Annotated in this window: 35 protein-coding genes, 1 tRNA gene, 2 pseudogenes and 1 riboswitch; of the genes and pseudogenes, 20 read left to right on the top strand and 18 right to left on the bottom strand. The window is 43.8% G+C overall.

Annotated features, from left to right (window positions below; genetic code table 11):
- Positions 1 to 11: 11 nt before the first annotated feature.
- From K3G25_RS01640 to K3G25_RS01625, 4 genes and pseudogenes are all read left to right on the top strand, one after another.
- Positions 12 to 404 carry a CDI toxin immunity protein gene (locus K3G25_RS01640; protein ID WP_014417478.1) on the top strand — a complete coding sequence of 131 codons (393 nt, stop codon included), beginning with the start codon at positions 12 to 14 and terminating at the stop codon, positions 402 to 404.
- Between the two features lie 33 nt (positions 405 to 437).
- Positions 438 to 721 (top strand): annotated as a pseudogene (locus tag K3G25_RS01635) (hypothetical protein).
- 53 nt (positions 722 to 774) lie between these two features.
- A complete protein-coding gene (locus K3G25_RS01630) occupies positions 775 to 1,074 on the top strand; it encodes a contact-dependent growth inhibition system immunity protein (RefSeq protein ID WP_043020770.1) in 300 nt (99 codons plus the stop codon).
- A 117-nt stretch (positions 1,075 to 1,191) separates the two neighbouring features.
- Positions 1,192 to 2,342, top strand: a protein-coding gene (locus tag K3G25_RS01625) for an IS3 family transposase (protein ID WP_232489551.1) whose coding sequence is annotated in 2 segments (ribosomal slippage) — positions 1,192 to 1,465 and positions 1,465 to 2,342 — 1,152 coding nt in all. Because the reading frame shifts where the segments join, the coding sequence is not laid out codon by codon here.
- A gap of 111 nt (positions 2,343 to 2,453) precedes the next feature.
- Here the strand turns inward: K3G25_RS01625 and K3G25_RS01620 are convergent.
- Positions 2,454 to 2,774 carry a hypothetical protein gene (locus K3G25_RS01620; RefSeq protein ID WP_232489550.1) on the bottom strand — a complete coding sequence of 107 codons (321 nt, stop codon included), beginning with the start codon at positions 2,772 to 2,774 and terminating at the stop codon, positions 2,454 to 2,456.
- A 52-nt stretch (positions 2,775 to 2,826) separates the two neighbouring features.
- Positions 2,827 to 3,120 carry a hypothetical protein gene (locus K3G25_RS01615; RefSeq protein ID WP_232489549.1) on the bottom strand — a complete coding sequence of 98 codons (294 nt, stop codon included), beginning with the start codon at positions 3,118 to 3,120 and terminating at the stop codon, positions 2,827 to 2,829.
- Positions 3,121 to 3,229: 109 nt separating this feature from the next.
- On the opposite strand from K3G25_RS01615, the gene K3G25_RS01610 reads away from it, so the two are divergent.
- From K3G25_RS01610 to K3G25_RS01600, 3 genes are all read left to right on the top strand, one after another.
- The gene (locus tag K3G25_RS01610) at positions 3,230 to 3,463 is read left to right on the top strand and encodes a helix-turn-helix domain-containing protein (protein WP_232489548.1); all 234 of its coding nucleotides are present in this window, start codon (positions 3,230 to 3,232) and stop codon (positions 3,461 to 3,463) included.
- 97 nt (positions 3,464 to 3,560) lie between these two features.
- Positions 3,561 to 4,274: a uracil-DNA glycosylase gene (locus tag K3G25_RS01605; protein WP_232489547.1), complete on the top strand. Its 714-nt coding sequence runs from the start codon at positions 3,561 to 3,563 to the stop codon at positions 4,272 to 4,274.
- A gap of 183 nt (positions 4,275 to 4,457) precedes the next feature.
- Positions 4,458 to 5,252 (top strand): hypothetical protein, encoded by a 795-nt coding sequence (locus K3G25_RS01600; RefSeq protein WP_232489546.1) that lies wholly within the window; start codon positions 4,458 to 4,460, stop codon positions 5,250 to 5,252.
- Between the two features lie 98 nt (positions 5,253 to 5,350).
- Here K3G25_RS01600 and K3G25_RS01595 read toward each other — a convergent pair whose 3' ends face one another.
- On the bottom strand, positions 5,351 to 5,812 hold the full coding sequence (locus K3G25_RS01595; protein WP_232489545.1) for a hypothetical protein: 462 nt from the start codon (positions 5,810 to 5,812) through the stop codon (positions 5,351 to 5,353).
- Positions 5,788 to 5,939, bottom strand: a pseudogene (locus K3G25_RS01590) (hypothetical protein). Before K3G25_RS01590 ends, K3G25_RS01595 begins: the two are co-directional and overlap by 25 nt.
- 400 nt (positions 5,940 to 6,339) lie before the next feature.
- Here K3G25_RS01590 and K3G25_RS01585 point away from each other — a divergent pair.
- A complete protein-coding gene (locus K3G25_RS01585) occupies positions 6,340 to 6,564 on the top strand; it encodes a helix-turn-helix domain-containing protein (protein WP_232489544.1) in 225 nt (74 codons plus the stop codon).
- 575 nt (positions 6,565 to 7,139) lie between these two features.
- Here the strand turns inward: K3G25_RS01585 and K3G25_RS01580 are convergent.
- The 6 genes from K3G25_RS01580 to K3G25_RS01555 all read right to left on the bottom strand — a co-directional run bounded on the left by K3G25_RS01580 (position 7,140) and on the right by K3G25_RS01555 (position 12,303).
- Positions 7,140 to 7,676 (bottom strand): tyrosine-type recombinase/integrase, encoded by a 537-nt coding sequence (locus K3G25_RS01580; protein WP_232489543.1) that lies wholly within the window; start codon positions 7,674 to 7,676, stop codon positions 7,140 to 7,142.
- Between the two features lie 19 nt (positions 7,677 to 7,695).
- Entirely contained in the window at positions 7,696 to 8,427 is a 732-nt protein-coding gene (locus K3G25_RS01575; RefSeq protein WP_232489542.1) for a helix-turn-helix domain-containing protein, read from the bottom strand.
- A 164-nt stretch (positions 8,428 to 8,591) separates the two neighbouring features.
- The gene (locus K3G25_RS01570) at positions 8,592 to 9,641 is read right to left on the bottom strand and encodes a tyrosine-type recombinase/integrase (protein ID WP_232489541.1); all 1,050 of its coding nucleotides are present in this window, start codon (positions 9,639 to 9,641) and stop codon (positions 8,592 to 8,594) included.
- A 162-nt stretch (positions 9,642 to 9,803) separates the two neighbouring features.
- A tRNA-Val gene (locus K3G25_RS01565) sits at positions 9,804 to 9,876 on the bottom strand.
- Between the two features lie 137 nt (positions 9,877 to 10,013).
- On the bottom strand, positions 10,014 to 11,189 hold the full coding sequence (metC, locus tag K3G25_RS01560; RefSeq protein WP_232489540.1) for a cystathionine beta-lyase: 1,176 nt from the start codon (positions 11,187 to 11,189) through the stop codon (positions 10,014 to 10,016).
- Complete coding sequence (locus K3G25_RS01555) at positions 11,182 to 12,303, bottom strand: methionine biosynthesis PLP-dependent protein (RefSeq protein ID WP_021495000.1); 1,122 nt, start codon at positions 12,301 to 12,303, stop codon at positions 11,182 to 11,184. Before K3G25_RS01555 ends, metC begins: the two co-directional genes overlap by 8 nt.
- 69 nt (positions 12,304 to 12,372) lie before the next feature.
- Positions 12,373 to 12,498, bottom strand: a riboswitch (SAM riboswitch).
- 174 nt (positions 12,499 to 12,672) lie between these two features.
- On the opposite strand from K3G25_RS01555, the gene K3G25_RS01550 reads away from it, so the two are divergent.
- The 6 genes from K3G25_RS01550 (at position 12,673) to K3G25_RS01525 (ending at position 16,217) form a co-directional block, all read left to right on the top strand.
- Complete coding sequence (locus tag K3G25_RS01550; RefSeq protein WP_007409075.1) at positions 12,673 to 13,395, top strand: esterase family protein; 723 nt, start codon at positions 12,673 to 12,675, stop codon at positions 13,393 to 13,395.
- Between the two features lie 25 nt (positions 13,396 to 13,420).
- Positions 13,421 to 13,936: a YjcG family protein gene (locus tag K3G25_RS01545; protein WP_003154969.1), complete on the top strand. Its 516-nt coding sequence runs from the start codon at positions 13,421 to 13,423 to the stop codon at positions 13,934 to 13,936.
- 4 nt (positions 13,937 to 13,940) lie between these two features.
- Positions 13,941 to 14,372 (top strand): GNAT family N-acetyltransferase, encoded by a 432-nt coding sequence (locus K3G25_RS01540; RefSeq protein ID WP_167408983.1) that lies wholly within the window; start codon positions 13,941 to 13,943, stop codon positions 14,370 to 14,372.
- A gap of 158 nt (positions 14,373 to 14,530) precedes the next feature.
- Positions 14,531 to 14,764, top strand: coding sequence for an AbrB/MazE/SpoVT family DNA-binding domain-containing protein (locus tag K3G25_RS01535; protein ID WP_007409078.1), 234 nt, complete (start codon positions 14,531 to 14,533; stop codon positions 14,762 to 14,764).
- Entirely contained in the window at positions 14,765 to 15,502 is a 738-nt protein-coding gene (locus K3G25_RS01530) for an ABC transporter ATP-binding protein (protein ID WP_061862077.1), read from the top strand.
- A complete protein-coding gene (locus tag K3G25_RS01525; protein WP_022553543.1) occupies positions 15,495 to 16,217 on the top strand; it encodes an ABC transporter permease in 723 nt (240 codons plus the stop codon). The genes K3G25_RS01530 and K3G25_RS01525 overlap by 8 nt, the downstream gene beginning before the upstream one ends.
- A 41-nt stretch (positions 16,218 to 16,258) precedes the next feature.
- Here the strand turns inward: K3G25_RS01525 and bla are convergent, their stop codons facing one another.
- On the bottom strand, positions 16,259 to 17,008 hold the full coding sequence (bla, locus tag K3G25_RS01520) for a subclass B1 metallo-beta-lactamase (protein ID WP_017417467.1): 750 nt from the start codon (positions 17,006 to 17,008) through the stop codon (positions 16,259 to 16,261).
- 68 nt (positions 17,009 to 17,076) lie between these two features.
- Entirely contained in the window at positions 17,077 to 17,331 is a 255-nt protein-coding gene (locus tag K3G25_RS01515) for a hypothetical protein (RefSeq protein WP_014417440.1), read from the bottom strand.
- A gap of 120 nt (positions 17,332 to 17,451) precedes the next feature.
- Here K3G25_RS01515 and K3G25_RS01510 point away from each other — a divergent pair, with 120 nt between their 5' ends.
- Complete coding sequence (locus tag K3G25_RS01510; protein WP_232489539.1) at positions 17,452 to 19,737, top strand: ATP-dependent helicase; 2,286 nt, start codon at positions 17,452 to 17,454, stop codon at positions 19,735 to 19,737.
- Positions 19,738 to 19,805: 68 nt separating this feature from the next.
- Here the strand turns inward: K3G25_RS01510 and K3G25_RS01505 are convergent, their stop codons facing one another.
- The 4 genes from K3G25_RS01505 to K3G25_RS01490 all read right to left on the bottom strand — a co-directional run bounded on the left by K3G25_RS01505 (position 19,806) and on the right by K3G25_RS01490 (position 21,320).
- Complete coding sequence (locus K3G25_RS01505) at positions 19,806 to 20,060, bottom strand: sporulation-specific transcription regulator SpoVIF (RefSeq protein ID WP_003154986.1); 255 nt, start codon at positions 20,058 to 20,060, stop codon at positions 19,806 to 19,808.
- A gap of 166 nt (positions 20,061 to 20,226) precedes the next feature.
- Complete coding sequence (locus tag K3G25_RS01500; protein ID WP_007610678.1) at positions 20,227 to 20,388, bottom strand: YjcZ family sporulation protein; 162 nt, start codon at positions 20,386 to 20,388, stop codon at positions 20,227 to 20,229.
- Positions 20,389 to 20,479: 91 nt separating this feature from the next.
- A complete protein-coding gene (locus tag K3G25_RS01495; protein WP_012117306.1) occupies positions 20,480 to 20,677 on the bottom strand; it encodes a hypothetical protein in 198 nt (65 codons plus the stop codon).
- A 286-nt stretch (positions 20,678 to 20,963) separates the two neighbouring features.
- Positions 20,964 to 21,320, bottom strand: a complete 357-nt coding sequence (locus K3G25_RS01490) for a DUF1360 domain-containing protein (protein ID WP_014417437.1) — start codon at positions 21,318 to 21,320, stop codon at positions 20,964 to 20,966.
- Positions 21,321 to 21,490: 170 nt separating this feature from the next.
- Between K3G25_RS01490 and K3G25_RS01485 the strand changes: the two genes are divergently transcribed.
- The 5 genes from K3G25_RS01485 to cotZ all read left to right on the top strand — a co-directional run bounded on the left by K3G25_RS01485 (position 21,491) and on the right by cotZ (position 24,044).
- Positions 21,491 to 21,877, top strand: a complete 387-nt coding sequence (locus K3G25_RS01485; protein WP_003154992.1) for a spore coat protein — start codon at positions 21,491 to 21,493, stop codon at positions 21,875 to 21,877.
- Positions 21,878 to 21,914: 37 nt separating this feature from the next.
- Positions 21,915 to 22,229 (top strand): spore coat protein, encoded by a 315-nt coding sequence (locus tag K3G25_RS01480; RefSeq protein ID WP_110124647.1) that lies wholly within the window; start codon positions 21,915 to 21,917, stop codon positions 22,227 to 22,229.
- Between the two features lie 92 nt (positions 22,230 to 22,321).
- A complete protein-coding gene (locus K3G25_RS01475) occupies positions 22,322 to 22,822 on the top strand; it encodes a spore coat protein (RefSeq protein ID WP_017417463.1) in 501 nt (166 codons plus the stop codon).
- 150 nt (positions 22,823 to 22,972) lie between these two features.
- Positions 22,973 to 23,455 (top strand): CotY/CotZ family spore coat protein, encoded by a 483-nt coding sequence (locus tag K3G25_RS01470; RefSeq protein WP_029973132.1) that lies wholly within the window; start codon positions 22,973 to 22,975, stop codon positions 23,453 to 23,455.
- Between the two features lie 145 nt (positions 23,456 to 23,600).
- Entirely contained in the window at positions 23,601 to 24,044 is a 444-nt protein-coding gene (cotZ, locus tag K3G25_RS01465) for a spore coat protein CotZ (RefSeq protein ID WP_003154997.1), read from the top strand.
- Positions 24,045 to 24,102: 58 nt separating this feature from the next.
- On the opposite strand, the gene K3G25_RS01460 is transcribed toward cotZ, so the two are convergent.
- Together K3G25_RS01460 and fabI are read right to left on the bottom strand one after the other, a co-directional pair.
- The gene (locus K3G25_RS01460; RefSeq protein ID WP_099721943.1) at positions 24,103 to 24,714 is read right to left on the bottom strand and encodes a CotO family spore coat protein; all 612 of its coding nucleotides are present in this window, start codon (positions 24,712 to 24,714) and stop codon (positions 24,103 to 24,105) included.
- Between the two features lie 97 nt (positions 24,715 to 24,811).
- Positions 24,812 to 25,588 carry an enoyl-ACP reductase FabI gene (fabI, locus tag K3G25_RS01455; RefSeq protein WP_003155001.1) on the bottom strand — a complete coding sequence of 259 codons (777 nt, stop codon included), beginning with the start codon at positions 25,586 to 25,588 and terminating at the stop codon, positions 24,812 to 24,814.
- Positions 25,589 to 25,616: the final 28 nt, after the last annotated feature.

Raw genomic sequence — 25,616 nt, 5'->3', positions numbered from 1 at the left:
GAAGTGTTAATATGACCTTATACGAAGAATGTCTAGAAGCTCTTGGAGATAACAAAGAAGTCCTCACTATTTCTGAGACACGTAAATATCATGAGCATCTTGGCGAAAGTTTCCCCTTCACATCATGGGGAAGAATTAAATGGGATGAAGTAACTTATCACAGATCTATTGATTACGCTGAAGATATTGATGAATGGTTAGTTGAGAATAAAATAGATAATAAAACTGTTATTCTCCTTTGGGCTTACGGTGATTATCCAGCTGTAAAAACCAGCTTAGACAACGCCTTAAACGTAATTGATGATGTAACTGCTGTAGGTTCAGATACCTTCATGTTCAGCGAATCTGGTTATGTTATTGAATTTTTCCATGATGGAGATGTAACAATAGGAAAAGCAATATGAAAATATTAGCCCTTCTTAGTTAAGAGAATCAATATGAATTTAGAGAAAAAAATGAAAGATATATTAATTAAAAGAAAAAAACTTAATCTAGTCGGGATGAAATAATTGAAGTACTCTCAGAAAACGAAGAAAATACAATCAGCTATCTAGAAAATTGTAATAAAGCAGATTTATATTGGGTCAGTGAGGTATTTGAAGATTTAGCTGAAAGTTTGCAAAGTAAAGAACTTATTGATTGTTTAAGAAAATTAGATGAAAAATACTCTGGCCTAGAAATGACAAATGATATTGATATAGCAGAAAGTTATATAGAATAATATACGTACCATCTCTTATATTTGAAGATAACGATTCTTGGTGGTGGTAAGCAATGATTGAAATTAAAGTTTCTGATCCTGTATTTAGATTTCTCGGTGGACATTTCCACCAAGATATAGAGTCTCCGGAAAATGCACTTGATGAATATTTAAATGAAGCATCACAAAAACTAAAAGAAAGAGATTTAATAGCACTAACTGAGTTTGTAAATAGTGATCATTCAGAAGAAGACAAGAATGAATTTATAGAGGAAGCAGCGGATGGTATATACTTTCCTGAAGACGATATAACTCCATTAGAATGGCTTAAGCAAGTCACTGAACAAATTAAAAAACATCTTAAAACAACATAGTTAGAAAAAGAGCCCTCTTATAGGGACTGACCCCATAAGATGAGACAAACAAAAAACACCTTCAAGTTTGAAAACGGATCGTTGTTATCCGAAATTAGACTTGGAGGTGTTTTTTCTATGAGGGCAAGAGTGAGTTATCCGGTTGAAGTCAAACAGAAGGCTGTAGAAATGAGATTGGCAGGCGTGCCTATGAAAGAGATCATGCAGGAATTGAATATTAAGAATAAGACACAGGTTCAGACATGGGTTAGATGGCATAAGACTGGGGATACACATCGATTCGAACAGCCTGTCGGAAAGCAATACACTTACGGAAAAGGCCCGGAGTATTCTTCCGAATTAGAGAAACTGCAGGCAGAAAATCGTTATCTGAGACAACAGAATGAAGTTTTAAAAAAGTACAACGAATTGGAAAGGAAGCTGATAGCGAAACGCCAGTCGAGCTTGTAGAAGCATTGCGCGGCACAATGACCATACAGGATATCTGTATTCATTTAGGTATCTCACGAGCATCTTATTATCGTTGGAAGAAGAATCTGATGAAAGATAACCCTAAATACCATTTAGAAAAACAAATCGGCACGTTGTGCCGAGAACACAAGTTTCGATATGGCTATCGGAAAATCACAGCCATATTAAAAAAGGGAATGCGTGTGAATCATAAAACGGTTCAGCGCATTATGCAGAAGAATCAGTGGCAATGCCGGGTTAAGGTGAAAAAGCGCAAGAAAGATGGGCAGCCATATGCCGTGGCCGAGAATATATTGGATCGAAACTTTCAGTCTGATCGCCCTCTGGAAAAGCTAGTAACGGATATCACATATTTGCCTTATGGGCAGAAACAATTGTATCTTTCCAGTATATTGGATTTATACAATGGAGAAGTGATTGCTTTTACAATTGGCGATAGACAGGACACAGACTTTGTCTTACACACACTTGATCAGCTGCCCGCACTGCCAGAGAACTGCGTGTTACATAGTGACCAAGGTTCTGTTTATACATCTTATGAGTATCAGAAAGCTGTTAAAACAAAAGGCATTACCATGAGCATGTCCCGCAAAGGGACGCCCGCTGATAATGCCTCCATCGAATCGTTTCATTCCTCACTAAAGTCTGAAACGTTCTATCTTAACAGCATTGATCGAACTACGACGACCATCGTAGAACGCACTGCCATAGAATACATTCATTATTATAACAATATTCGTATTCAAACGAAACTAAACAGCCAATCGCCGATACAATATCGGCAATTGGCTGTATGAAGGTGTTTTGATCCCTGTCTCAAAAACGGGGGTCAGTCCCCAGTTCCTGCCAGATACACGTTAAACCACCCGACAATTGTGCGTGGCGTGGCGTGCGTAACGAACTTGCATTTACGCCGCCTCCTTTCGATATTTACCGGCTAAGAACAGCATAAGCTCGACCGCTGACATGGATGCGATCTCTTCTAAACTCGGAATGCGGCCGTTTTTCGGTATTGAATACATTACATTTTCGCTTATTTCGGAATGCCAGCCGATTTCCGGACCGTAAGAACCTTCATATATCGTATGAATCATGACATAATGATCCGGTTCAGTTGCATCGGTCATTGTAAGCGCATAGCCATTCCCAAGGTCAATTGCCTCGACTGTCTCCTCAATTCGTTTTCCTTCCTCCATAAAATAAAAGTGATTGATATTGATCTTTTCCATTATTCTGCACCCTCTTTCGCTTGAGCTATTTTAATCATGAATTCAAGTACAGTCATATTTGCGATCTCTTCGGATGTAAGTTCAATTTCAATGCCGGTTTCAAATTCAGCAAGCTCCTCGGCTTTTCGCCAAGCTCCGGTTTACCTTCTTCGCTGTTATGCAATCGTGATAAAGATATATAACCTGAGCTAACATCTAGCGTGATGTCGTTTCCGATATGCAAAACCTCGATCGGCTCTCGATAGCCTTCCGAATCCCAGGCGTTCGGATAGTTTACATAGTCGACAGTTATTCGCTGCCATTTGTCTGCAGAAAGAATTTCCTTTTTGATATCAATCGTTTTCATTTAAATGTTCCTCCCTTTAAATTGTTACGCTTTTAAGTACCACCTTACTTCCGGTTGTATGGTACGTTATTGCGTATAGTCAAGAAAAAATACATTTGGAGGTAAATTAATGAAAAAAGTTAAAGTTAATATAGGGGATCTTTTGGAAAAGCAGAATCTTTCGCTCCGAGCTCTCGCTGATAAATGTGGAATTAGACATGCAGCGTTAAGTGAGTTAATAAACGGTAAGAGGCAAAATATTAATTTCGGACATATTGAACGTATAGCAAATGCCTTAGATATCGATGATATAAACGAGATTGTAAGCTTAATCGAGGTAGAAGGAGATAATCATGATATTTGAAGGAGAAAAACAAGAATGGCTGTTATTTAAGAAGAGGAATTAAAATGAGATTATTAAAAAAAACAAGAATGGCTGTTATTTAAGGAGAGGAATTAAAATGAGATTATTAAAAAAACAAGAAGATATATTTATGAATCTCTTAATAGATAAACTCATAAAGGAGTTAAAGGCGTACAATACCAAAAATAAATCTGTGTTCAATCCATGGACGGACTTTGATTCAAATTGTGATTTTAGTTCTTCTGCCCCTAAAATAAGAGAAAACAACCTAAAAGAATATCTCAATTTTCTTAAAAGCCGAAGAAAAGTAAAGCTAATAATTGTAGCTGAAGCAATGGGCTATAAAGGAGGAAAATTCACTGGTATCCCTCTAACCTCAGAAAGACTTTTATTAAATAAACACCGGTATGTAAAAGTTGGAGGTTTTACCAAGAGTAACTTCCACCAAACCAGCATAAAATCAAATGGTTTTTCAGAACCTACATCCACAATACTTTGGGATTTAATTAATTCTAACAATATTAATATCGATGAATTTTTACTATGGAATATTTTCCCCTTCCATCCTTATAAGAGATATAACAAATGTTCCAACCGTACTCCACTATCTTCAGAAATAGAAGAAGGAGGTTATTATCTGAAATTAATACTTAAAATTTGGCCACAGGTTAGCATAGTAGGGATAGGAAAAAAATCACAGAATTACCTTACTAGGCATAGAATTGAACACCATCAAGTAACACATCCAGCTAACGGTAGGAAAGCACAATTCGTCTTAGATTTTCAAAATGCTTTACTTAAAATAGATTAATAAGTACGTTGGATGCTGGATGTTATCTACGAAAGGGTTAAAGGAAAGAAGACATCCACGATATAGACATGAAAAGTTGAAGCTTAGCTTGCACTAAACAACCCTTGAAACTATCGATGGAATAAGACGGTTCGTTCCGTTCACTTTAAAAGTTGTACTGATTTCGTTTTGAGGAGGATTAATTTGAACAATAAGACCAATTTTCACATTGAAGAATATGTAGAGTATATGAACCGAATCCTTGAATCTATACAATCACTCCAAGGAGATGATAAAAATTTATTATCAACCCATAAAAAGACACTTTACATGAGTTTAATTGATTCATTATCAAAAGGGGTCTTACAAAACCAAAAAGATGAGTATATTACTAACAACGGTTTAAGGTTTAGAATATTTATAGAACAGTTTTGCGAATGGAATGAAGCAAAAAAAGTCAGCGTTCCTCAACTGCATTCACTTATAAAAAAGACCGGAACATCTGAATGTCGGGACCTATTCGAATATTTGGAAAATCACATTAATTCTTACGCAACATCTGAACCTATTAAAATTTCTTCTGATTTAAACATTAATTTTATTAAAAGGTTGCTACCTAAGCAAGCTACAATCAGTAATTATTTAAACCGGCTTACACATATAAGTCTTATTTGGTTTAATAGAAATAACCTAGTCCATGAAGCTCACTCTGCGGAATTTGTTATTAATATTCATGATCATTGCAAAACACCCTATTACAGTTATGTTTTAAATTTTGATGCTAACGCATTTGAACAGATTGACTCTCTTAGAATTTACTATCCTGTAGAATTCTTTGAAAGACTAATTAAAAATGCCTTAAAAAATATTAAGCCCTATCTGATAAAGAAAAAAATCGATCCAATAAATAACTATATTTCAGACGACGTATGGGCAATAAAACAAGAAATCGAAAATGAAGCACAAAAGAGGTTAAAAAATAAAGGAAATCGCCCGTAATACGAAAAAGGACGCCTTATACGGGCGTCTTTATTTTTGCGTTTATAGCCACGAATCAAACGAAGGTATCCGCAGCCATCCTTCGCGCATTGGAAAACTCATTTTGATGTTACGTCAAAAAACAATTCCTTTAAAATATGATCTAGTAAAGCTTCAGGAGACGTTTTGTCTAATGGGACCTCCTGTGGGCTAGGATATCCGGGAGAGTGAGAACTTAGTGAGTTTTCATCCTCAACTACGTAGGTAATAGCGGCCTCAACAGATGGTTCTAGCCTCTCACAAGAAATCACATTAGAGGCATCCTTTAATGATATTCTTGCTCTTTTATCGTCTAGGGTTATAAGTAAATTTCTAGGTCCGTCTTCGCTCAATTGGATATAGCTATGAGACACTTTGGAAATCTCGTCAATGTCCTCCCTTAAAGTGCTAAGATGTTCCTCAATGCCCTCAAAAATCTTAACAGCAGCTAATTGTTTTCTGTACTTTTTTCTAAGAACTTCGATTTTGTCCACTATGCCCACTTTAGTAATCCTCCTTAAATGTTCTTTTTCATCCCACACCGCCGACACTCCCGAAGAAACTTCCCGCTCTTCACCGAGCTTTTGAAAAGCGTGTAGTCGCAGTTATCGCATCGTCCTGCAGCTTGTCCGGAAATTCCTTGTATTCGTAAGTGATCGACGTATCAATGCCGTTAGTCTCGTATTTCCCCTCCCATTTTCGCTGTACCTCCGTGTCCTACATCGTTGTATAGAACGATTATACCACGAAATTACAACGAGAGAGCCGCCTCAGACGCGTTCAGGTACGACAGGTATCCGAAAGCTCGAAACGGCTCATTTCGTTCATTATTTAACGTTGAATTTCGCTGACTCAAACGTACCGACGTATTTGCGCTTGCCAGAATCCGGATAGCAGTCGATCTGGATAACGTATGCGCCTTTGCCAGCCTTGCTGCGGATCGGCTATTAATACGTTATCTGTCTCAGATTACGAGGGTCCTTTGCGTTCTAATTGATTTAGATATTGAAAGTAAGCAGACTCGCGGAAATTTATTCGATATCGTATAATGGTCGCAGAGGTGGTCGAAATGAAACTAAACGCAACGCCGCGTCTAAACGCCGTTATGAAGGCGAAAGGGTGGACGCAGGTAAGACTATCGGAAGCATCGGGCGTGCCGCAAGGTTCGATATCGCGATTTGATAAGAATAGCCGCCACGAAGATTGGCATGTTTTTTCAATAGCGAAGGCGCTCGGCGTAGAAGTCGATGAGCTATTCGAAATTGAAGAATCCACGGAAGAGGGCGCTGAATAAATCGGCGTCTTTTTTTCGTATGAAGCAACCCGCCGAGTTTAAAAATTTATGCGCTAATTAAAAACAGCAGTTGTGGGGGCCATGTTTGGGGGCTTTGGGGGGCGGGTGATTGAAAATATTCTTTTCGGATGATTCTGCATATTTCATTCACATAATTGAATAACAAATTTAACAGAATGAACTTGAGTTACATTCACAATCATCGACAACCATTGATACAACAACGTTTACAGACGTTTCGAACGCGCATTGTTCCTTACGTATTTTATGCAATGCTTAAACCGCGCCATATCATTGTCATGCCGGATGCTCTATGCCGCATACAATGTATAAGATACTGCATACTGGTTATGCGTTAGTGTTACATGCAGTCATACACATGGACGCAATATGTCCCGAATATACTGCGGCCTATTGTCCGTCTAATCGTTGATCTGACGCGGTTTGCTGCGTCTTCATTCCTGCGCTACCTGCCACATGCCTGCGCCCCTGTGCCGTATTGCTAGCGTAACATGCCGCCACCCCATGAGTTCGGGGCGGCCGTCCTCGGTAGGCACGGCTGGTTACTGCGGGCCCTACACTTCGATAGCCTCGTAAGCTGCTTCGATCTCTTCCGCAGTAATGCCGATATATCTCAACGTCTGCCCCTCCGAACTATGTCCGAATATCTTCATAATCCGTGTGATATCGATCCCTTTAGCGTGCAGTTGATAGCCGAATGTTTTACGCAACGTATGCGTACCGATCGCAATGTCTAAGCCGGCCCGATCAGCTGCAGCTTTTAAAATGTTATACGCCTGCACACGGCTAATCGGCTTATTTACACCTTTGCGCGAACGAAAGATATACGCATCATCAGGGCCGACCAACTTAGCAGCAACAAGCTGGACCGTTTTCGATAGCTTGATTGGACGTAGCTTCCCCGTTTTCCCTTCCCGTAGCTTTAAATGCGTATGTCCGCGTAGATCGCCGTTCTTCAGCGTTAATAAGTCGGAGATACGTAGCCCCAACGACACACCGAAAACAAACATGTCCTTGTCACGTCCGTTCAGTGCGTTCTTCATACGGTTAATGTCTCGCTTCGTTTTAATTGCGTCCACAGCGTTTGCCATTATGTAACACCTCGTTTTCTTATTGTTTATCGATCATCTCGTCAAACCGCGCATCAAATAGCCGGTCAAGCATCCGATCCAGCACGCCATTATAATAGCCGGCAAGATTGCGTATAGCTTTCCGTTTAGTCGCGATAAATGTTTGTCGTACGGCTTCCAGTCCGATTCTTTGAAGAATATCGGCAGCATACACGCCTTTTAAATACGACGTATGCGCGAGATATATACCGTACAGCTTGCTTGTTAATTTGCGATCGCTGACAAACGTATTGATCGCAGACTTAAACGCAGCATACGTATTCTGCAAGAACTTTAATTTGCTTTGAGAAATAACAGATTCGTTCTCCCGGTTCGGTGCTTCCGGCTTTGCCTCCGTTGGCTCTTCAGCTTCTTGGCAGGGTAACACGGACGGAGTAACATCGGTCGCCGGCAGGATAACGTACATATTGGCGCCGTTGCCGCCGGATATCGGCCGGTATTTAATTTCTTTGCGGATAATACCGAGATCGACTAAACGCTTAACGGCCCGAATCACGGTAACGCGGTGCCGGCCGATTAATTCCGCGATAGATGCGAGCTTCAGGTACGCCACGCCCGGCGTTTTTACGGCATGACGAGACAACACCTTCAGAACCTCGATTGCGGCAGGCGTTAGATCGGACTTATTGTGGTATATGTGCGTACGGATGGCGCCATTTAGCTCGTCCACTGAACGGAACGACGCCATTTTAGAGGCTTCTTTCGTGTACATACGGCTCTCTCCTCGTTAAGAGACACCGTTCCGTCGGAAAATCAGGCGCGCTTAAATAAACGTAGACAAGTACGCTTTTTTTCGATAAGATAGACGTAGGTTAGGGCGTCCTACCTATCGGAATTTATTTCCGTTGGATGGCGTTCTTTTTTTTGTGTGTGTTTTTAGGATCTTTTTATTTTTCGGGGCATAGCTTGAGCTTTGATAATATAGTTCATCACTGTATGTTTGGCATGCGCCTTCGCTACGGATTTATCAGCCACGTGTGTATATCTCTGAATCATTCGTAAATCTAAATGACCGAGTAGCTTCTGAAGCATTCGGCTATCTCCTCCATTCTCCAAAAACATAGTAGCGGCTGTATGCCTAAATAAATGAGGGTGCACCTTCTTTTTCACGTTAGCTTTTGCCGCGAAATCAACTAATCTCTTTCTAAAATGATTTCTGTCAAGACGAGCTCCGTAGTTTGTCAGAAAAACATAATCACTTTTAAAATCCAATTCATTTTCTGCGATTAACTCTTGAACTAACCGACATGTAGTAGGTAGTAAAGGTATATATCTTGTCTTTCGATTTTTCGCAATAGATGATCGAATCGTTAGAATATAGGATTTAAAATCAAAATCTCGCTTTTCAATATGTGTTATTTCACCGATCCGCATCATTCCGTCTAACAATACGTTCATCAATACATAATCACGAAAATCTGCAAAGTTTTTCTTATCAGGCGTTTTTAAAAGTCGTTGTAGCTCATCTGGTTGCAAAATAATAATAGGCTCTTCTATTTCTTGTACGTTCTTAACTCTGTGCATTATATTATTATCAATAAGTCCTTCGCTTTCTAAGGTGTTATACATTACTCGCAGTGTTTTTAAGCGCGTATTTATCGTGCTATCTGATAGACCTCGCTTCTTTTCCTCATTCGATATATAAACGTTCCCCTTAAATTGCACCCAATCATTGCGCATATAGTTTATGTAGTCCCGTATTGTATCTCGATCAATAGCCGTAGGAGAACGAGGTATATCGAATTCCTCAAGAAACGTAGTAAAAGATTTATAATTATCGCGATACTGTTGTAACGTTCCTTTCGCTTTCCCTTCGGCCGTCTTTATCGTGATGAACGTCTGAAATAATCCGTCTAAGTCACCGAGATCACGGAGTTTACGCCTGCGTGTTCGCTTAATCGGTTTCCCTTTTCGAATATCATCCATAAAAAAAGAACGCCTCCTATTCCGGTTTAATAGAATAAGAAACGTTCAAACACGGTAACGGCCCGCCGCTACCCTGCGCCTTAATACGCCTAAGTCATCGACTAAGTCAATGCAATAAAAAACGGCTAGAAACGTTGATATAACGCCTCTAACCGCCGTGGATGATTCCGACTGGGCTCGAACCAGCGACCTCTACCCTGTCAAGGTAGCGCTCTCCCAGCTGAGCTACGGAATCATGATATGTATGTGTTGCTGGGTATGTTGTTTTCTCTCTGACATTTATAATTATATATCCTGATTTCTCATTCGTCAACACTTTTTTTATCTAAAATAAAAAAGGGCGCGTCACAAAATTGACGGCGCCCTTTTCGTTTATGATCTCACTCCGGCAGGGGCTATTTTTTTCAGTGCCTGTTCAAAGTCTCGTTGTAAATCTTCGGCATTTTCGACTCCCACACCAAGACGGAGCAGACCATCCGTGATGCCGCGTTTTTCACGCTCTTCCTTAGACATTGCCGCGTGAGACATCGTTGCCGGATAGGACAAAATCGATTCCACGGCGCCAAGACTCACAGCAAAGACTGGAAGTGATACATTCTCTACTAATTTCTTAACGGCCTTTTTGCTTTCAAGCTCAAAAGAAAGTACAGCACCTGCTCCCGTTGACTGGCCTTTATGGATTTCAGCCCCCGGATGATCAGACAGCCCCGGATAATACACGCGTTTCACCGCCGGATGCTTCTGGAAAAATTCCGCAAGCCGCTGCGCTGTTTGGCTCGCTTTTTCTAAACGGACCTGCAATGTTTTTAAGCCGCGCAGCACGAGCCAGCAATCTTGCACGCCAAGGACAGCGCCAAACGAGTTTTGCAGCTTATACAGCTGATTGCCGAGCTCTTCATCTTTTACGGCGGCAAGGCCTGACAGCACATCACTGTGTCCGCTCAGGAATTTTGTTGCGCTGTGAAGCACAATATCAACACCGAGATCAAGCGGACGCTGCAGTGCAGGTGTCATGAATGTATTATCCAGAAAGGTCAGACAGCCGTTTTCTTTTGCAAGCTGGACAACCGCTTTAATATCAGTAATTCCAAGCGTCGGATTTGACGGTGTCTCCATATAAATGACCTTTGTGTTCGGCTGGATATTCCGCGCCACTTCGTTGATATCCGTCATATCGACAAAGGTGTGTTCGATTCCGAAACGGGACAGAACCTCAGTCACCATGCGGAATGTTCCGCCGTACACATCCTCCGTGACGAGGACATGGTCGCCTTGGGATAAGAGCAGAAATGCCGTCGAAATCGCCGCCATACCGGAGCTGAAAGCAAAACCTCTCGTTCCGCCTTCAAGACCTGCGATCGTTTCTTCAAGCGCTGTTCTTGTCGGTGTGCCTGAGCGGCTGTAGTCATATGTCCCGAATTCTTCAAATGAAGACTGATGGAATGTGGAAGCATGCTGGATCGGCACGCTGACGGCTCCGGTGGCTCCGTCTGTTTTAAATGGATTGTGCACAAGCTGGGTTTCCAGCGTCCAATTGTGATTACTCATATGATACGGCCCCCTCTTTTACTTGCTGTAATGCCTGCTTGACATCCCGCTTCAAATCTTCTGCATGTTCAATGCCCACTGAAAAACGCAGCAGACGGTTGCAGACGCCGTTTGCGATACGGATGTCTTCCGGAATGTCCATGTGCGTCTGCGTCGCGGGGTATGTAATAAAGCTTTCCACCCCGCCGAGACTTTCTGCGAAACAGATCGTTTTCAGCGCCTTTAAAAACGGATTGACCCATTCCTCTTTTTGCAGCCGGAAAGACAGCATCCCGCCTTTTCCGGGATATAACACGTCGGCGATTTCTTCTTCCTGTTCTAAAAATTCTGCAAGTTCACGGGCGTTTTCTTCATGACGGCGCATTCTGAGTGCGAGTGTTTTCATCCCTCTCATTAAAAGCCACGAATCAAACGGCGAAAGAACGGCACCGATCGCATTTTGGTGATTAAACATGATCTCGCCGAGCTCTTCATCCTTAACGACAGCCAGACCGGCAAGAAGATCATTGTGCCCGGCTAAATATTTTGTGGCGCTGTGAATGACGATGTCCGCTCCCAGTTCAAGCGGGCGCTGGAGCACCGGGGTATAAAACGTATTATCCACAATTAAAAGCAGGCCGGCTTCTTTCGTAATTCGGGCAATTTTTTCAATGTCCGCCTCCTGCATTAACGGGTTTGTCGGCGTTTCAACAAATACCGCTTTCGTGTTTTCCGTTATTTTGGAGCGTAAACAGTCTTCATCGCTGAAATCATCGTAAATAAAGCTTAAGCCGTATTTTCTCCATTCGTTTTCAAACAAACGATACGTGCCTCCGTATAAATCGGAGGATACAATCAATTCATCCCCGCTTTTAAATAATGCCATAATGGTTTGAATGGCTGCCATTCCCGAGCTGAAGGCAAATCCTCTCGCACCATTTTCCAACACGGCGATGGCGTCTTCGACGAGCTGGCGTGTCGGGTTTTTCGTGCGCACGTAGTCAAAGCCTGTAGATTCTCCTATTCCTCTATGGCGGTAAGCGGTGGACAGATAAATCGGCGGACTGACCGTTCCCGTTGCTTCTTCGCTTCTATTTCCGATTTGGGCTAATTTTGTATCAACATGCTGCGTCATCAGTAAGCACCATCCTTTTTCAAAAATAAAAAAGCCCCCTCTTCATAAGAAGAAGGAGCTTTTCTCTTCCTCTTATCTTCCAAGCATGTGAATCGCTTGCTGGATTTAGCACCTTGGCACTTTGCCTTCCCGCGGCAAAGCAAACCGGTTGCTGAGGTTTCAAAGGGCCAGTCCCTCCACCTCTCGTGATAAGAATATTGTTTTGTATTTTCCGATTGTTCTATATTAACGCACAATAAAATGGATTTCAACAACTTTTTATTTATCTGAACTCTCGCAAGAAGTGCATCTGAAGAAAGAAATTTCTAATAATTCATGGTACAATAGGAAAAAACCATCAAGACAAGAAGCGGCCTGGAGGAATGCGAAGTGGCATCAAAAAACGGAATCATTCATGAGAAAAAACTTTTCTCCCATGAGCTTGAAGAGGAAATGACCGTTTTGGTCTACCTGCCCGCCACCTTCTCCCCCCTGTATAAATATCATACGGTCATCGCTCAGGACGGCCATGATTATTTCAGATTAGGGAGAATCGGGCGGCAGGCGGAAGAGCTTATGTCAAAAGGGGAAATTGACCGCTGCATCATTATCGGCGTCCCTTATAAAAATGTGCGGGAGCGAAGAAACACATACCATCCAGAAGGCTCTAAGTTCGCCTCATATAAGCGGTTTATCGCAAATGAGCTCGTTCCTTTTATCGACAAAGAATACCCGACTTATCAAGTCGGATACGGCCGCACCATGATCGGGGATTCCCTCGGCGGAACCGTTTCGCTCATGACGGCGATTGACTATCCGAACATGTTTGGAAACGTCATCATGCAGTCTCCGTATGTTGACGGGCACGTTCTGGATGCCGTCCGGCAGTCGGAGGATCTCAAACAGATTTCCGTTTACCATCAAATCGGAGAAAAAGAAACCGGCGTTCACACGACGGACGGCCAGGTTCTTGATTTCACCGCGCCGAACGAAGAGCTCAAACAGCTGCTGGAAAGCAAACAGTCCGAATACACGTATGAAACCTTCGACGGGGATCATAAATGGACCTACTGGCAGCCGCTCATCACGCCGGCGCTGAAAAAAATGCTGTAACCATTCATTTAAGGAGGGAACTTTCATGAAATACGGTATTGTTTTATTTCCATCAAAAAAATTACAGGATCTCGCAAATTCGTACCGGAAACGCTACGACCCGAGCTACGCGCTCATTCCGCCGCATCTGACGGTAAGAGATCCGTTTGAAGCGACAGAACAGGAAATCGAGCAGGTCGTATCACAGCTGAGACAGACGGCGAAAGAGTCGCATCCGCTCGTTCTGAAAATCACAAAATACAGCTCGTTTTCTCCTGTGAATAATGTGATATATATGAAAGCAGAACCGACGGAGGAATTAAAATCTCTGAGTGAGAAATGCTACTCAGGAGCATTATCCGGCGAGCCGGAATACAGCTTCGTTCCGCATGTCACGGTCGGCCAGAAGCTGTCGTCAGATGAACATTCCGACGTACTCGGACAGCTGAAAATGCAGGACATTTCCCACGAAGAAGTCATCGACCGTTTTCACCTGCTCTATCAGCTGGATAACGGCTCATGGACTGTGTACGAAACATTTTTATTAGGCGGAGGAGAATAACTGCTTGGAATCCATCATCGCAAAAACTGAAAAACAGCTGAACGACGCTTTTTTCGTCAGAAAAGAGGTCTTTGTTAAAGAACAGCACGTTCCGGAAGAAGAAGAGATTGATCAATTCGAGGACACGTCAGAACATATAGTCATATATGACGGCGGCCAGCCGGTCGGAGCCGGCAGATGGCGCATGAAAGACGGACATGGAAAATTAGAACGCATCTGCGTGATGAAAAGCCATCGTTCTTTAGGCGTCGGAGCCGTCATTATGCAGGCGCTTGAAAAAGCGGCGGCAGCCAAGGGCGCCGACAGCTTTCTCTTACATGCGCAGACGCAGGCGGTTCCGTTTTACGAAAAACAAGGATACCGCGTCACATCCGGCGAAGAATTTCTCGATGCGGGCATCCCCCATCTGGAAATGATAAAGGAACACAAACGATAAAATCAAAAGCACCCCTGTTTATAGCAGGAGTGCTTTTTTTATGAAAATAATACTATTTCATGAATTTTATTGCATTTTATGGAAGGTTAATGTATGTTTAGTATACGAAGTATTACAATTCATACAAAAAATACAATTCATATTTCGGAGGGATAAACATGACGGCACCAAAAGGAAAACACATATTCGGGACTGTTAAAGTGGGTACAAAAGGACAGATTGTCATTCCTAAAGAAGCAAGAGATGTTTTCGATATAAATCCGGGGGACTCACTGCTTATGCTCGGGGATGACCAGCAAGGTATCGCACTTGTAAAACAAGAACTCTTTTTCGAATTTGCAAAAGATATTTTAAACGCTAAGCAAATCGATGAAGATAGCGAGGATGAGTAAATGCACGCGATTGAGCTGAAGCAATTAACGAAACATTATAAAGAAACCGCCGCCGTTGACCGTCTTGAGTTCTCAGTTGAGAAAGGGGAATTTTTCGCTTTACTCGGTGAGAACGGAGCCGGAAAAACGACATTAATCAGTATGCTTTGCGGACTTCTTTCTCCGGATGAGGGTGATGCATCAGTGCTTGGACACAGTATTTTGACTGATTTGGATAAAATAAAACCGAAATTGAATATGTCCCCGCAGGAAACAGCCATCGCTCCTCATCTAACCGTACGGGAAAACTTAGAGTTTATAGCCGGAGTCTACGGAATTCCGAAAAAAGAAGCAAAAAAAAGAACGGATGAGATGCTCGAATTGTTTCAATTAAAAGAGAAAGAAAGAGCAAAAACAAAAACATTATCAGGAGGAATGCAGCGCCGCCTCAGCATCGCAATGGGAATGATCACCAAGCCGGATATTTATTTCTTAGATGAACCGACATTAGGGCTGGACGTCCGTTCACGCCGCGAGTTGTGGAAAAATCTTGAGGCATTAAAGGGAGACATGACGATTATATTAACGACACACTATTTAGAAGAGGCTGAAGCCCTGGCAGATCGTATTTGCATTTTAGAAAATGGGACTTTAAAAGCACTGGGCACGGCGGAGGCTCTGAAAAAGCAAACTCATTCAGCCACATTTGAAGATGCCTTTTTAGCGATTTGTGACGGGGAGGCGGGTCTTTATGCTTGATTTCGCCATTCGCAACCGCAAAGAAATTTTTCGTGACCCCCTGTCTATTATCCTTGGAATCGCACTGCCTGTTATTCTATTGTTTCTGTTTACGGCGATTGAAAAAAATGCGCCGCTTGATACCTTTAAAATTCAGCACTTAGCACCCGGACTCATTGTTTTCGGTTTCGCTTTCCTTACAATGTTCTCTGCATTGCTGATCGCAAAAGACAAACAGACCGCCCTTTTGACCCGTTTGTTTGCTTCCCCTTTAAAAACAGCCGATTATGTCATCGGTTATGCAATGCCGATGCTGCCGTTAGCCATTTTACAAATCGTCATTTGTTTTATCGCAGCAGCGGCTGCCGGTTTATCCGCCGAGTGGATGAATCTTCTCGCAGGTATCGCTGTCTTGCTGCCGATTGCGATGATGTCCGTTTTCTTCGGTTTATGTTTAGGGGCTGTGTTTACGGACAAACAAATTTCAGGTATCGGAACGATTTATATTACACTCGTGCAATTTCTGGGCGGGGCTTGGATGGAGGTGAGCCTGCTCGGTGACACATTCAAACATATCGCTTATGCCTTACCGTTTATTCACTCGATCGAGCTGGCCCAGGAAGTCATATCCGGAGATTATTCTTCCTTTCATCAGCATATTTGGCCGATAGCGGGATATACCGTTTTGGCGCTTGCACTTGCTTTCCTCAGTTTTATGAAAATCAGGAAGAAATAAAAAAAGCCGGCACTCTGTAATGGGAGCGCCGGTCTTCTTTATTACGTTTCTTTCAGAAGGCTTATCGTATGCGGCAGCAGACGGTCATCCCCCGGACTGCCATGGCCCGGAACGACAATGCTGATGTCCTGATATCTTTTCATGACTTTGCGGACGGCGCGCGGCCACTGATCCGGATAAAAGCCCGGAGTAGGCACGATTTCCTTTGTTTCTAAAGCCTTGATTAAGCATCCGCCGAATAAGAGCTTATCCTCAGGCAGCCAGACGGTCATATTGTCTTCCGTATGCCCTTTTCCCGGATAAAACGTTTCAATTTTCATATCGCCAAACTGCAGCTTTGTCACGTTTTTCAAATCTCCGAGCGGCCGGTCATATCCCTGCTGTCGGGCGAAGTCGGCGGTCAGCTTCGTGCTGTGCACCTTTACACCGTATTTGTACAGGGTGTTCAGCCCGCCGATACGATCGTCATGAGCGTGTGTCACAATGGCATCGGTCATCCTTTTTCCTGGAAACCGCTTTTTTATTTGTGTCATTAATTGCTCTGTGAGACTGTCATTCCACGGAGTATCAATCAGTACGATTCCTTTGGAAGTCTCAAGAAGCAATCCGTTCGCAGGGACGGGACTTCCGTCTGCCGTACCGGTGCTTGTATGCATCCAAACATGCGGCGCCAGCTGTGTGAGAGTGACATCTTTTGCTGCGGAGCCATCCGCCGCGTGTGCCGGTTTCATTCCGGCAGTAAAGAGGCCGAATAGAAATAACCCCGCAATTAATAATGAAAGCTTTCTCAAATTGAATCATTCCTTTCCGCATCTTTCATATATACGACTCAAAAAAACCCGGATATATCCGGGCTTTTTCACACGTATTGATTTATTAACCGGCCTTTTCCCATGATTTGCGGCAGACGGGAAAGAGAGCGCTTACGTTTTTCCTCAAGTACTTTCTTTTCTGCGGCTGCGGTGTTTTCCTGGCGGCGTTCCACCTCTCTGTACACCCTGTCATTGGCGAGGGCGGCTGCTTTCGTAATGCCGGCGTAATCAGGCTTATAACCCGCTGCCCGGTTTGCGTATTGAGAATACTGCTGGTTTTGAATCCGTCCCGCATAAATCATATGTACCCCTCCCCTTCGCTTTTCATTTCCCTTAATCTTACTTTTTGAAACGCGGTTCTTTTGTTATGATATTCTTTGTCTATCAAATGGATGAACACCTTTTAATGGGAGGACCCCTTTTTGAAATGCGCCCGACTGAATAACCGAACGATACATTTACATAAATATTCTAGAGAACATTACCAATTCCTTTTTGAAGAAGCTCAGAAAGGAAATATTTTTTGCGCACATTGTGAGCAGCCCGTCTTGATGCGGCTTTCGATTTTAGAGCAGCCGGCATTTTATCACCGGCAAAAGGGAGACTTCACCGCCTGTGAAAAAGCATGCGCGGCCGAGGAACCGCAAGCGGAGAAAGAAAAAGAAGAGTATAAGGAAGCCGGCATGTTCCGCCTGCCGAAAGGAAAAGCGATTTCAGAGAATCAGAAACCGATCGTCTCAGAATGGAAAAGCCCGAAAAAAGTGCCTGCGGCCGAACCGTTTTCACCAACATCCGAGGCGGCTGATACATCTTTGTTCCCCGGCATCGGCCTGAACCGTGAACAGATGAAGGCAGTTACTGAAACGGACGGGCCTTTGTTAGTGCTTGCCGGAGCGGGAAGCGGAAAAACAAGGGTGCTGACAGCACGCGCCGCCCATATGATTGAACACCTCGGCATTTCACCTGAGAATATGCTGCTTGTGACCTTTACGACAAAAGCCGTCGCCGAAATGAAAGAGCGAATGGCAAATGAGTACGGTCTGGCAGCCGGAAAAGTCTCCCGTCTCGTGACCGGAACATTCCACAGCTTTTTCTATAAAATACTCTATCATTATGATTCTTCAAAATGGAACGGCAGCCAGCTTTTAAAAATGGAGTGGCAAAAAGAGCAATATGTGAAAAAGGCGCTCTATGAAGAAAATTTGGATGAAAAAGAGTTTCCCGTCGACCAGGCGCTTCAGCTTATCGGCTGCTGGAAAAACACGTATCTCCCCCATGAGACCATTCCGCTTGCGGACGACTGGGAGAAAAAAGTGTACAGGCTCTACGAACATTACGAACGGCAAAAGCGGGAAAAACGGCAATTTGATTTTGATGACATGGCCCAAGGCTGTTATGAACTGTTCCAAAGCCGGCCTGATATTCTCGCACAGTACCAAAACAGATTTTCTCATATTTTGATTGATGAGTTTCAAGATATCAATCCTGTCCAGTACAACATTATGCAAATGATCGCAAGCCCTGAGAATAACCTGTGCTGCGTGGGTGATGACGACCAATCCATTTATGCGTTCCGCGGCAGCAGCCCGTCTTTCATTTTAGATTTTCAAAAGGATTATCCGGCAGCAAAGACCATTTATTTAACGGCAAATTACCGATCGCCGCATCCGATCGTCTCAAGCGCTCATGCCGTCGTAAAGAAAAATAAAAAACGGTATGAAAAAACACTTTCTGCCGTCAAAGACGGCGTTCACAATCCCGTGATGTTTTATCCTTACGATGAAGAAGAAGAAGCGACCATGATCGTTTCGGATATGAAAGAGAAAATTCAAAACGGGGCGAGTCCTGACGATTTTGCCGTGCTTTACCGGACAAACAGCGCCGGACGGGCCATTTATGAAAGACTGCATCAATCATCGATTCCTTATCATGCCGACCGGGGCGTGCAGACGTTCTACAGCCGCAGAATCGTACGCCAGATCCTCGCCTACTTATATGCGAGTCAGAATGAAGATGATCCGGATGCGGTGAAAGACCTGCTGCCCGCCTTATTTTTAAAGCAATCCGCCCTGCAAACGTTAAAGGCGCTGTCAATCACGGAAGATTGCACGATGGTTAAGGCACTGACGAAACTGCCTGACCTGAAGCCTTTTCAAATAGGGAAGATCAAGCAGATCGTTCCGTTTTTCGCAAGCATCCGGACAATGAAGCCGGTTGAAGCCATCACCTTTGCAGAAAGCAAAATGGGTTTTTCCGAGTATTTAAAAAAACGGGGCAATGAGGGGAACAAACTGGAAAAAGGCTCTGATGATCTCAGGGATGTCAAAGTGGCCGCCAAAAAATTCAAAACGATTCCCGATTTTCTTGCGCATGTCGATCATATGCGCGCCGCTGAGAATCTGAAAACCGATGAAAACGGCGTCGAACTGCTGACCATTCACCGCTCTAAAGGTCTTGAATTCAATACGGTCTATATTTTAGGCGCGGCTGACGGCTCGATCCCCCATGACTTCGCGCTTGAGACGGCGAGACAGGGCGATCCCGCTCCGCTCGAAGAAGAAAGACGGCTTCTGTATGTCGCAATGACAAGGGCCATGCAGCATTTATATGTATCTTGTCCCGCGTACAGGCGGGGAAAAACAGCGCGCAGCTCAAGATTTCTCGAGCCCCTTCTTCGGACGGACAGACGGAGCGCACTCAGGATATAAAGAACCCGGCAGATCGCTGCCGGGTTCTTCTCACATAAAAAGGCCTTTTTAGCAAGGCCGGCTGATGCCTATTTATTGTTCAGCATTTTAGAAATGGTGCCAAAATCAAGTTTCTCTTTACCGCTTGTAATAGATTGAACGATTTTGTCTTCCAATTCTTTCGGAACACGCTTGTTAGCCAGCTGGGACACCTTCTGAATGACGCCTCTCACCGTGTTTTCATCTTTGAAATTGGCATTTTGCAATGATCCTGCAAGGTTCATGACATCCTTCATGCTGACGCCTGTTTTCTTCTCAATATTTTTGAAAAATTGATTATCCATGGTGTGCCTCCTTTTGTGGAGTAATACGATATTGTATGAATAAAGAGCGGAACATGTGCCCGTAAGACAAGGAAAAAATTCCGAGTGCCCCGTCTCTATACTCCTTCATACATCAGGGAAGCACGGGACTGAACGGTCCCGCGCTTATCCAAGGTCTTGCTAAGGTTTAGCCAAAAAAGGATGCACCGACAATGATCAGAAGGATGAACAATACGACAACAAGAACAAATGTTGAGCCGTATCCGCCTCCGACATAGCCGCCTCCGTATCCGCCGCAGCCGCCATAACCGCCGTAGCCGCCGCCGAATCCGCCATATCCGAATCCCATATCTAAGCACCTCCTTTACTCTCTATACTCTATGTGAGCCGACTTGTTTGGCTTGGATAAATGCATAGGGCCGGTGCGGATTTCATTCATTTTAGTGAGAATGCTCATTTTTCTTCAGTTTTGCTTCTGTTTCGGCGGCAAACACATCTATCCATTCCTCAAAGCGCGATCCCGCTTCATCAAACTCAGACAGCTGCTTTTCAATAGATAAGATATATTTGTCATGCTCCCGCTGGTTTTGATTGTGCCGGCGGTATTTACCGTTTATGAATGATTCAAATATATTCATAACATCCCCTCCTTCTATGATCTATGCCGAACAGAGGCCGGCGTTCGGCAAAAAACAAAAAAACCGGAAGTTCCGGTTTTTTAGAAAACGGCTATTTCGGTTTTTTCTTTTGGCCGCAGCCGCAGCCTTTTTTCTTAATTTTTTTTTCGTAAGGCTGATGCACAGTTGACTTGTATGGAGAATGTTGGGAAGGTTTGCTTGATTGATTCATGGTGATCCTTCCTTTCCTTATGTCATATATGCCAGTTTATGCCGAAAGTGACGGTAAGTTGCTGGTGGAACCGCCTTATTCCTGCAGAAGACGAGAAACCGCAGCTTCAATGATCCCGGCCGCGCCGGCGATGGCTAACAGCAAAATCAGCCATTGCGCAGCCTCGGGTACCACAATCTGGGCCGCAATTAAAAAGGCGGCGCACCACACGCCCGTACACCAGTAGCAGCTGAGAAGTTCACCGATAAATGCCCTGATGCCTTTTCCTTTTATGACAATGTAGGTTTCTGTCGTGCCGTCTGGTGCGGTTTCTGTTTTTTCCTCGTGAAAAAGGCTCCGAAGCGGCGCCATAATGGTGTCAAATACGAAAAGCCTGGCCAGCCGGAAAACGGCAAACGATAACAGAATAAATGAAAGCCAATTGATAACCACCTGTTCACTCCTTTTCAAAACTTGACCTCTTTATACATATGCGAAAACCCTGATCTTCATGAATCGCACCTTGTCCGGTAAAAAAATAGGTGCGGTTTAGTTGTTTTTCTTATTCCGCTCGGCGTTTCATTTGCATTATATAAAGTATGAATGAGAAAGGAGTGAAGGTTATGTCGTTTGAAGAAAAAGTCGAAACACTGCAACCGCAAATATACGAACAATTATCCAACGAATTCGAGCAGACGATCGAAGTGATTGATTGCGAAAATGTCACAATAGATACAACACATATAACGGCCGCTCTTTCTATACAAGCCTCAGTTACTACGGCGATTATCCTCGCGACACAGCTCGCGATCGCAGATGAAGACACAGCCGACCAAATCGCAACCGAACTGCTGATCCTGGATGATTGCCAAATAAAAAAGAGGACCGTCATTCAAGTCCTGAACAGCCGCAATATTAAAATCACACTGACAGCAGACGATATCATGGCCTTTGTACAAATTTTGTTTCAATTATTAAATATACTTTTTGCTGAACTAGACATCCTTTAACCTTTCTTTTCAAATATTTAATCAGAGGTGAGAACAAATGGCAGATAACGAAAAATTAAAAAAAGAACTCGAAAATCTACCAGAAGTGGATCCGCTTTTAAAAGTGCTTGTCAGCAATGTCTTCAAAAAACACGGCGTGACAAAGGATAAAATGCGGGATATCCCTGATGAAGAAAAAGAAATGCTGATCGCATTAGTCAAAGACATGCAGGCAAAAACAGAAGCTTTTCTTGAAAGCCAGAAACAGAAAAAAGAGCAGGAAAAAGCGCAAGAACAGCAGTCAACCCCGAAAACCCGCAGAGAACAATTAATCGAACAGCTCCGGCAAAGACGCCAAAATCCCGGTCAATAACTAAAAAATAGTGATTTTTATCAGGATAAATGCCTGAGTCAAAGTAAGGGGCCGGTTCATTTAATAATAGTAAAAGAAAAGGAGGAATAGATATGGAAAGCAGACCATACTCTTGGGTTGCACTTGATCCTGAATGCGAACATCCGCGAGAAGAAAAAGAAGAAAAAGAAGGCAGAAGATGCAGTGTTTGCTGTAACGGAAACGGATTCGGCGAAGATAATGCCTTCCTTGACCAAGACCTGGCTCAGGCGAATATCAACAAACAAGTTTCTGAAGAAGCGATTATTATCAGAGACTCTTGTGATATTAACGTGACGTCAACAGACGTTCAAGCAGTCGCTTCAGTCATGACAGCGATTAATGCAGCAGTCGTAACGGCCACTCTCACTTCAATCGCTGACGGAGTCATCGCTGAATTGGTCGCACAAGACTTATTGCAGCTAACAGCTAACAAACAAATCAACCGTCAAAAACTGCTCATCGAAAACTCCCGCGGTGTAAACGTGACAACAGTAGATGCCGATATCGCAGTGTTGATCTCAACAGCAACAAATTTACTGATTGCTGTCTTAGTCATCACCCTTGTCCTCTAAAAAGAAAAAGCAGAGCTAAAAATGCTCTGCTTTTTCTTATTTTCTCCGCATATGATGAATATATAGACGTTCACCCACACCAAGTGAGGCTCGCGTACATATGTTGTTAAAGACAAAAGTCAAATACCCTAAAAGAAGGAGCTGAAATCCATGAGCTGCGGAAAACACCATGGCCGAGATGAAAGTTGTGTATGCGATGCAGTCGAGAAGATTTTAGCAGAACAAGAGGCTGTTGAAGAACAATGCCCGACTGGATGCTATACCAATCTGTTAAGCCCGACGGTTACCGGTAAAGATACCATCCCGTTTCTCTTGTTTGATAAAAAGGGCGGTTTGTTCTCCACATTCGGGAACGTCGGAGGATTTGCGGATGACAGCCAGTGCTTCGAGTCTATTTTCTTCCGGGCAGAAAGAGTTTGTGATTGCTGCGCAACGCTTTCAGTATTGCGCCCCGTAGATGTGCACGGCGACACCCTCAGCGTCTGCCATCCTTGTGACCCGGATTTCTTCGGTTTAGAAAAAACAGATTTTTGCATTGAAGTTGATCTGAGCTGCTTCAGCGCCATTCAATGCCTTTCACCGGAGCTTGTTGACCGGCCTGCGCCGCACAAAGAGAAAAAGCATCACGGATAGTCATTGATTCGCATCTTTCCTAAAGAAGAATCCCCTTCCAACCTTCTATTACAGATGCAATCATCAGCCCGCCCGGACTTCCGGGCGGCTGACTCTCCGATATCGTTTGATCCGGTATATAAAACGTGAAGTCAGGAGGGATATTATGAGCAAGCATACAACATACTGTGTGCGTGAAGCGGTAGAAAATATTGAAGACCTGCAAAATGCGGTTGAGGAAGATTGCCCGGCCGGATGCTATTCCAACCTTTTATCGCCGGGTTTTTCATTAGGCGATACAGTGCCGTTTGTGCTTTTCACTTCTAAATCATCACCGTTTACCGCATTCGGAAATGTCGGCGAGCTGGATAACGGTCCGTGTTTTAACACCGTTTTTTTCAGAGTTGAAAGGGTCTGTGACGGCTGTGCCACATTAAGCCTGCTTATTGCTTTTGACGAGCATAAGCACATTCTTGATTTTACAGATAAAGACTCTCTCTGCGATGTATTCCGTTTAGAAAAAACGAACTATTGCGTTGAAGTCGATCTCCATAGCTTCTGCGCCATCAATTGCCTGAACCCGAGACTGATCAACCGCACACATTCTTAAATCAAAAAGCATAAAAATAAGCTGCCGGATTAAAGAATTCAGGCAGCTTTTTGTATGGTTAAAATCCAAGCGGATGCAGCGAGGTAATATCGTCTATCGCGAGTTCTGCCGGCGCTCCGTTGCTTGTCGTCCGCAGGAAGATCGCATTATTTTTTCTGCCGACGATTACGCCTCTGTAGGTTTTCCCGTTGGCTTCTATCAGACAAAGGGTCCGCGGCATATTATGCGGCAGCTTCGTTAAGAAATCAATTTTTTCAAGAATGGACATTCTGCTCATCGGCTTTTTCACGCGCTTTGGCGGAACCTTTTCCTCTGGGGCGGCATTGTGAACCGCTTCAGGCTCTTTTTCAGCGGTATCAGGCTCTTTTTTAGCGGCGTCAGGCTTGGCAGTGTCCTGCTCCGCTTGCGCCGGAACTTCTTGAACGGCTTCTTCTTCTGCGCGGCTGTGCTGTTCAGGCACTTGCTTTTCTGGTTCGACAGCCACTGCTCCTTCAGGCAGAGTTTTACATTCTTCCTCCCGCTTTTCATGCATCGGCTCTTCTTCCGGCGGCTGAGGCGCTTTCCTTTTTTTGATTAATATGTCCTGCATTGATGATTGCGTGTCTGAATAATCCGCCTGAACAATATACATGAGCGGTTTTTTTTCCGCGTTTCTGTTTTGTTTTGACATCTTCATCCCTCCGATTCTGTCATGTTTTATTTATATGACGGAATGATTAAAATCAGAAGAAAGAAAAAAGCAATCCCTGAAAGGGACTGCTTGTTATTTAACGAGCGGTAATATGGAATCCTGAATCAACGTGAAGATTTTCGCCCGTGATGCCTCTTGACAGGTCACTGAACAAGAATGCAGCCGTGTCGCCCACTTCTTCAGGTGTTGTCGTGCGGCGCAGCGGCGCGCGCTCTTCAATTTCTTTCAGGATAGAGTTGAAATCACTGATTCCTTTTGCAGACAGCGTACGGATCGGTCCTGCTGAAATGCTGTTGACGCGGATGTTTTCTTTTCCTAAGTCAGCGGCTAAATATCTGACGCTCGCATCAAGAGACGCTTTTGCCACACCCATTACGTTATAGTTTGAAACGACGCGCTCTCCGCCGAGGTAAGTGAGTGTAACGATGCTTCCGCCTTCAGTCATAATCGGACGCGCCGCTTTTGCGACCGCTGTCAGAGAGTAAGAACTGATGTTATGCGCAAGCAGGAATCCTTCGCGGTTCGTATTTAAATATTCGCCGACAAGCTCTTCTTTGTTTGCGAACGCGATGCAGTGCGCGATGCCGTGAATCACGCCGACCTGCTCTTTAATGCTCGCAAAGCAAGTTTCGATCTCAGCGTCATTTGTCACATCACACGGAAGGATGATGGAATCATTTCTTTCTAATGTAGCCGCAAGGTCATGAACTGATTTTTCCAAGCGCTCTCCCGCGTAAGTGAAAATGAGGCGCGCTCCGGCTTCATGCAGCGAACGGGCGATTCCCCATGCGATACTGCGTTTATTGGCAACGCCCATCACAACGATGTTGCGGCCTTCAAGTGAGAAATTCATATGTATAAAGCCTCCTGTAATCGTCTTA

Origin of the sequence: Bacillus sp. FCW2 (assembly GCF_021228595.1) — a bacterium.
GTDB classification, from domain to species: Bacteria; Bacillota; Bacilli; order Bacillales; family Bacillaceae; genus Bacillus; species Bacillus velezensis.
This window is presented reverse-complemented; position numbering and strand designations above follow the sequence as displayed.

Coding starts and splice junctions, on each gene's coding strand:
- metC (WP_232489540.1), bottom strand. CDS start 11,189: ATGAGTAATCACAATTGGACGCTGGAAACCCAGCTTGTGCACAATCCA.
- fabI (WP_003155001.1), bottom strand. CDS start 25,588: ATGAATTTCTCACTTGAAGGCCGCAACATCGTTGTGATGGGCGTTGCC.
- K3G25_RS01615 (WP_232489549.1), bottom strand. CDS start 3,120: ATGAAAACGATTGATATCAAAAAGGAAATTCTTTCTGCAGACAAATGG.
- K3G25_RS01620 (WP_232489550.1), bottom strand. CDS start 2,774: ATGGAAAAGATCAATATCAATCACTTTTATTTTATGGAGGAAGGAAAA.
- K3G25_RS01585 (WP_232489544.1), top strand. CDS start 6,340: ATGAAACTAAACGCAACGCCGCGTCTAAACGCCGTTATGAAGGCGAAA.
- K3G25_RS01505 (WP_003154986.1), bottom strand. CDS start 20,060: ATGGATAATCAATTTTTCAAAAATATTGAGAAGAAAACAGGCGTCAGC.
- K3G25_RS01570 (WP_232489541.1), bottom strand. CDS start 9,641: ATGGATGATATTCGAAAAGGGAAACCGATTAAGCGAACACGCAGGCGT.
- K3G25_RS01545 (WP_003154969.1), top strand. CDS start 13,421: ATGAAATACGGTATTGTTTTATTTCCATCAAAAAAATTACAGGATCTC.
- K3G25_RS01475 (WP_017417463.1), top strand. CDS start 22,322: ATGGAAAGCAGACCATACTCTTGGGTTGCACTTGATCCTGAATGCGAA.
- K3G25_RS01495 (WP_012117306.1), bottom strand. CDS start 20,677: ATGAATATATTTGAATCATTCATAAACGGTAAATACCGCCGGCACAAT.
- K3G25_RS01480 (WP_110124647.1), top strand. CDS start 21,915: ATGGCAGATAACGAAAAATTAAAAAAAGAACTCGAAAATCTACCAGAA.
- K3G25_RS01460 (WP_099721943.1), bottom strand. CDS start 24,714: ATGTCAAAACAAAACAGAAACGCGGAAAAAAAACCGCTCATGTATATT.
- K3G25_RS01485 (WP_003154992.1), top strand. CDS start 21,491: ATGTCGTTTGAAGAAAAAGTCGAAACACTGCAACCGCAAATATACGAA.
- K3G25_RS01580 (WP_232489543.1), bottom strand. CDS start 7,676: ATGGCAAACGCTGTGGACGCAATTAAAACGAAGCGAGACATTAACCGT.
- K3G25_RS01525 (WP_022553543.1), top strand. CDS start 15,495: ATGCTTGATTTCGCCATTCGCAACCGCAAAGAAATTTTTCGTGACCCC.
- K3G25_RS01605 (WP_232489547.1), top strand. CDS start 3,561: ATGAGATTATTAAAAAAACAAGAAGATATATTTATGAATCTCTTAATA.
- K3G25_RS01555 (WP_021495000.1), bottom strand. CDS start 12,303: ATGACGCAGCATGTTGATACAAAATTAGCCCAAATCGGAAATAGAAGC.
- K3G25_RS01575 (WP_232489542.1), bottom strand. CDS start 8,427: ATGTACACGAAAGAAGCCTCTAAAATGGCGTCGTTCCGTTCAGTGGAC.
- K3G25_RS01515 (WP_014417440.1), bottom strand. CDS start 17,331: ATGATTTATGCGGGACGGATTCAAAACCAGCAGTATTCTCAATACGCA.
- K3G25_RS01630 (WP_043020770.1), top strand. CDS start 775: ATGATTGAAATTAAAGTTTCTGATCCTGTATTTAGATTTCTCGGTGGA.
- K3G25_RS01640 (WP_014417478.1), top strand. CDS start 12: ATGACCTTATACGAAGAATGTCTAGAAGCTCTTGGAGATAACAAAGAA.
- K3G25_RS01610 (WP_232489548.1), top strand. CDS start 3,230: ATGAAAAAAGTTAAAGTTAATATAGGGGATCTTTTGGAAAAGCAGAAT.
- K3G25_RS01500 (WP_007610678.1), bottom strand. CDS start 20,388: ATGGGATTCGGATATGGCGGATTCGGCGGCGGCTACGGCGGTTATGGC.
- K3G25_RS01530 (WP_061862077.1), top strand. CDS start 14,765: ATGCACGCGATTGAGCTGAAGCAATTAACGAAACATTATAAAGAAACC.
- K3G25_RS01470 (WP_029973132.1), top strand. CDS start 22,973: ATGAGCTGCGGAAAACACCATGGCCGAGATGAAAGTTGTGTATGCGAT.
- cotZ (WP_003154997.1), top strand. CDS start 23,601: ATGAGCAAGCATACAACATACTGTGTGCGTGAAGCGGTAGAAAATATT.
- K3G25_RS01535 (WP_007409078.1), top strand. CDS start 14,531: ATGACGGCACCAAAAGGAAAACACATATTCGGGACTGTTAAAGTGGGT.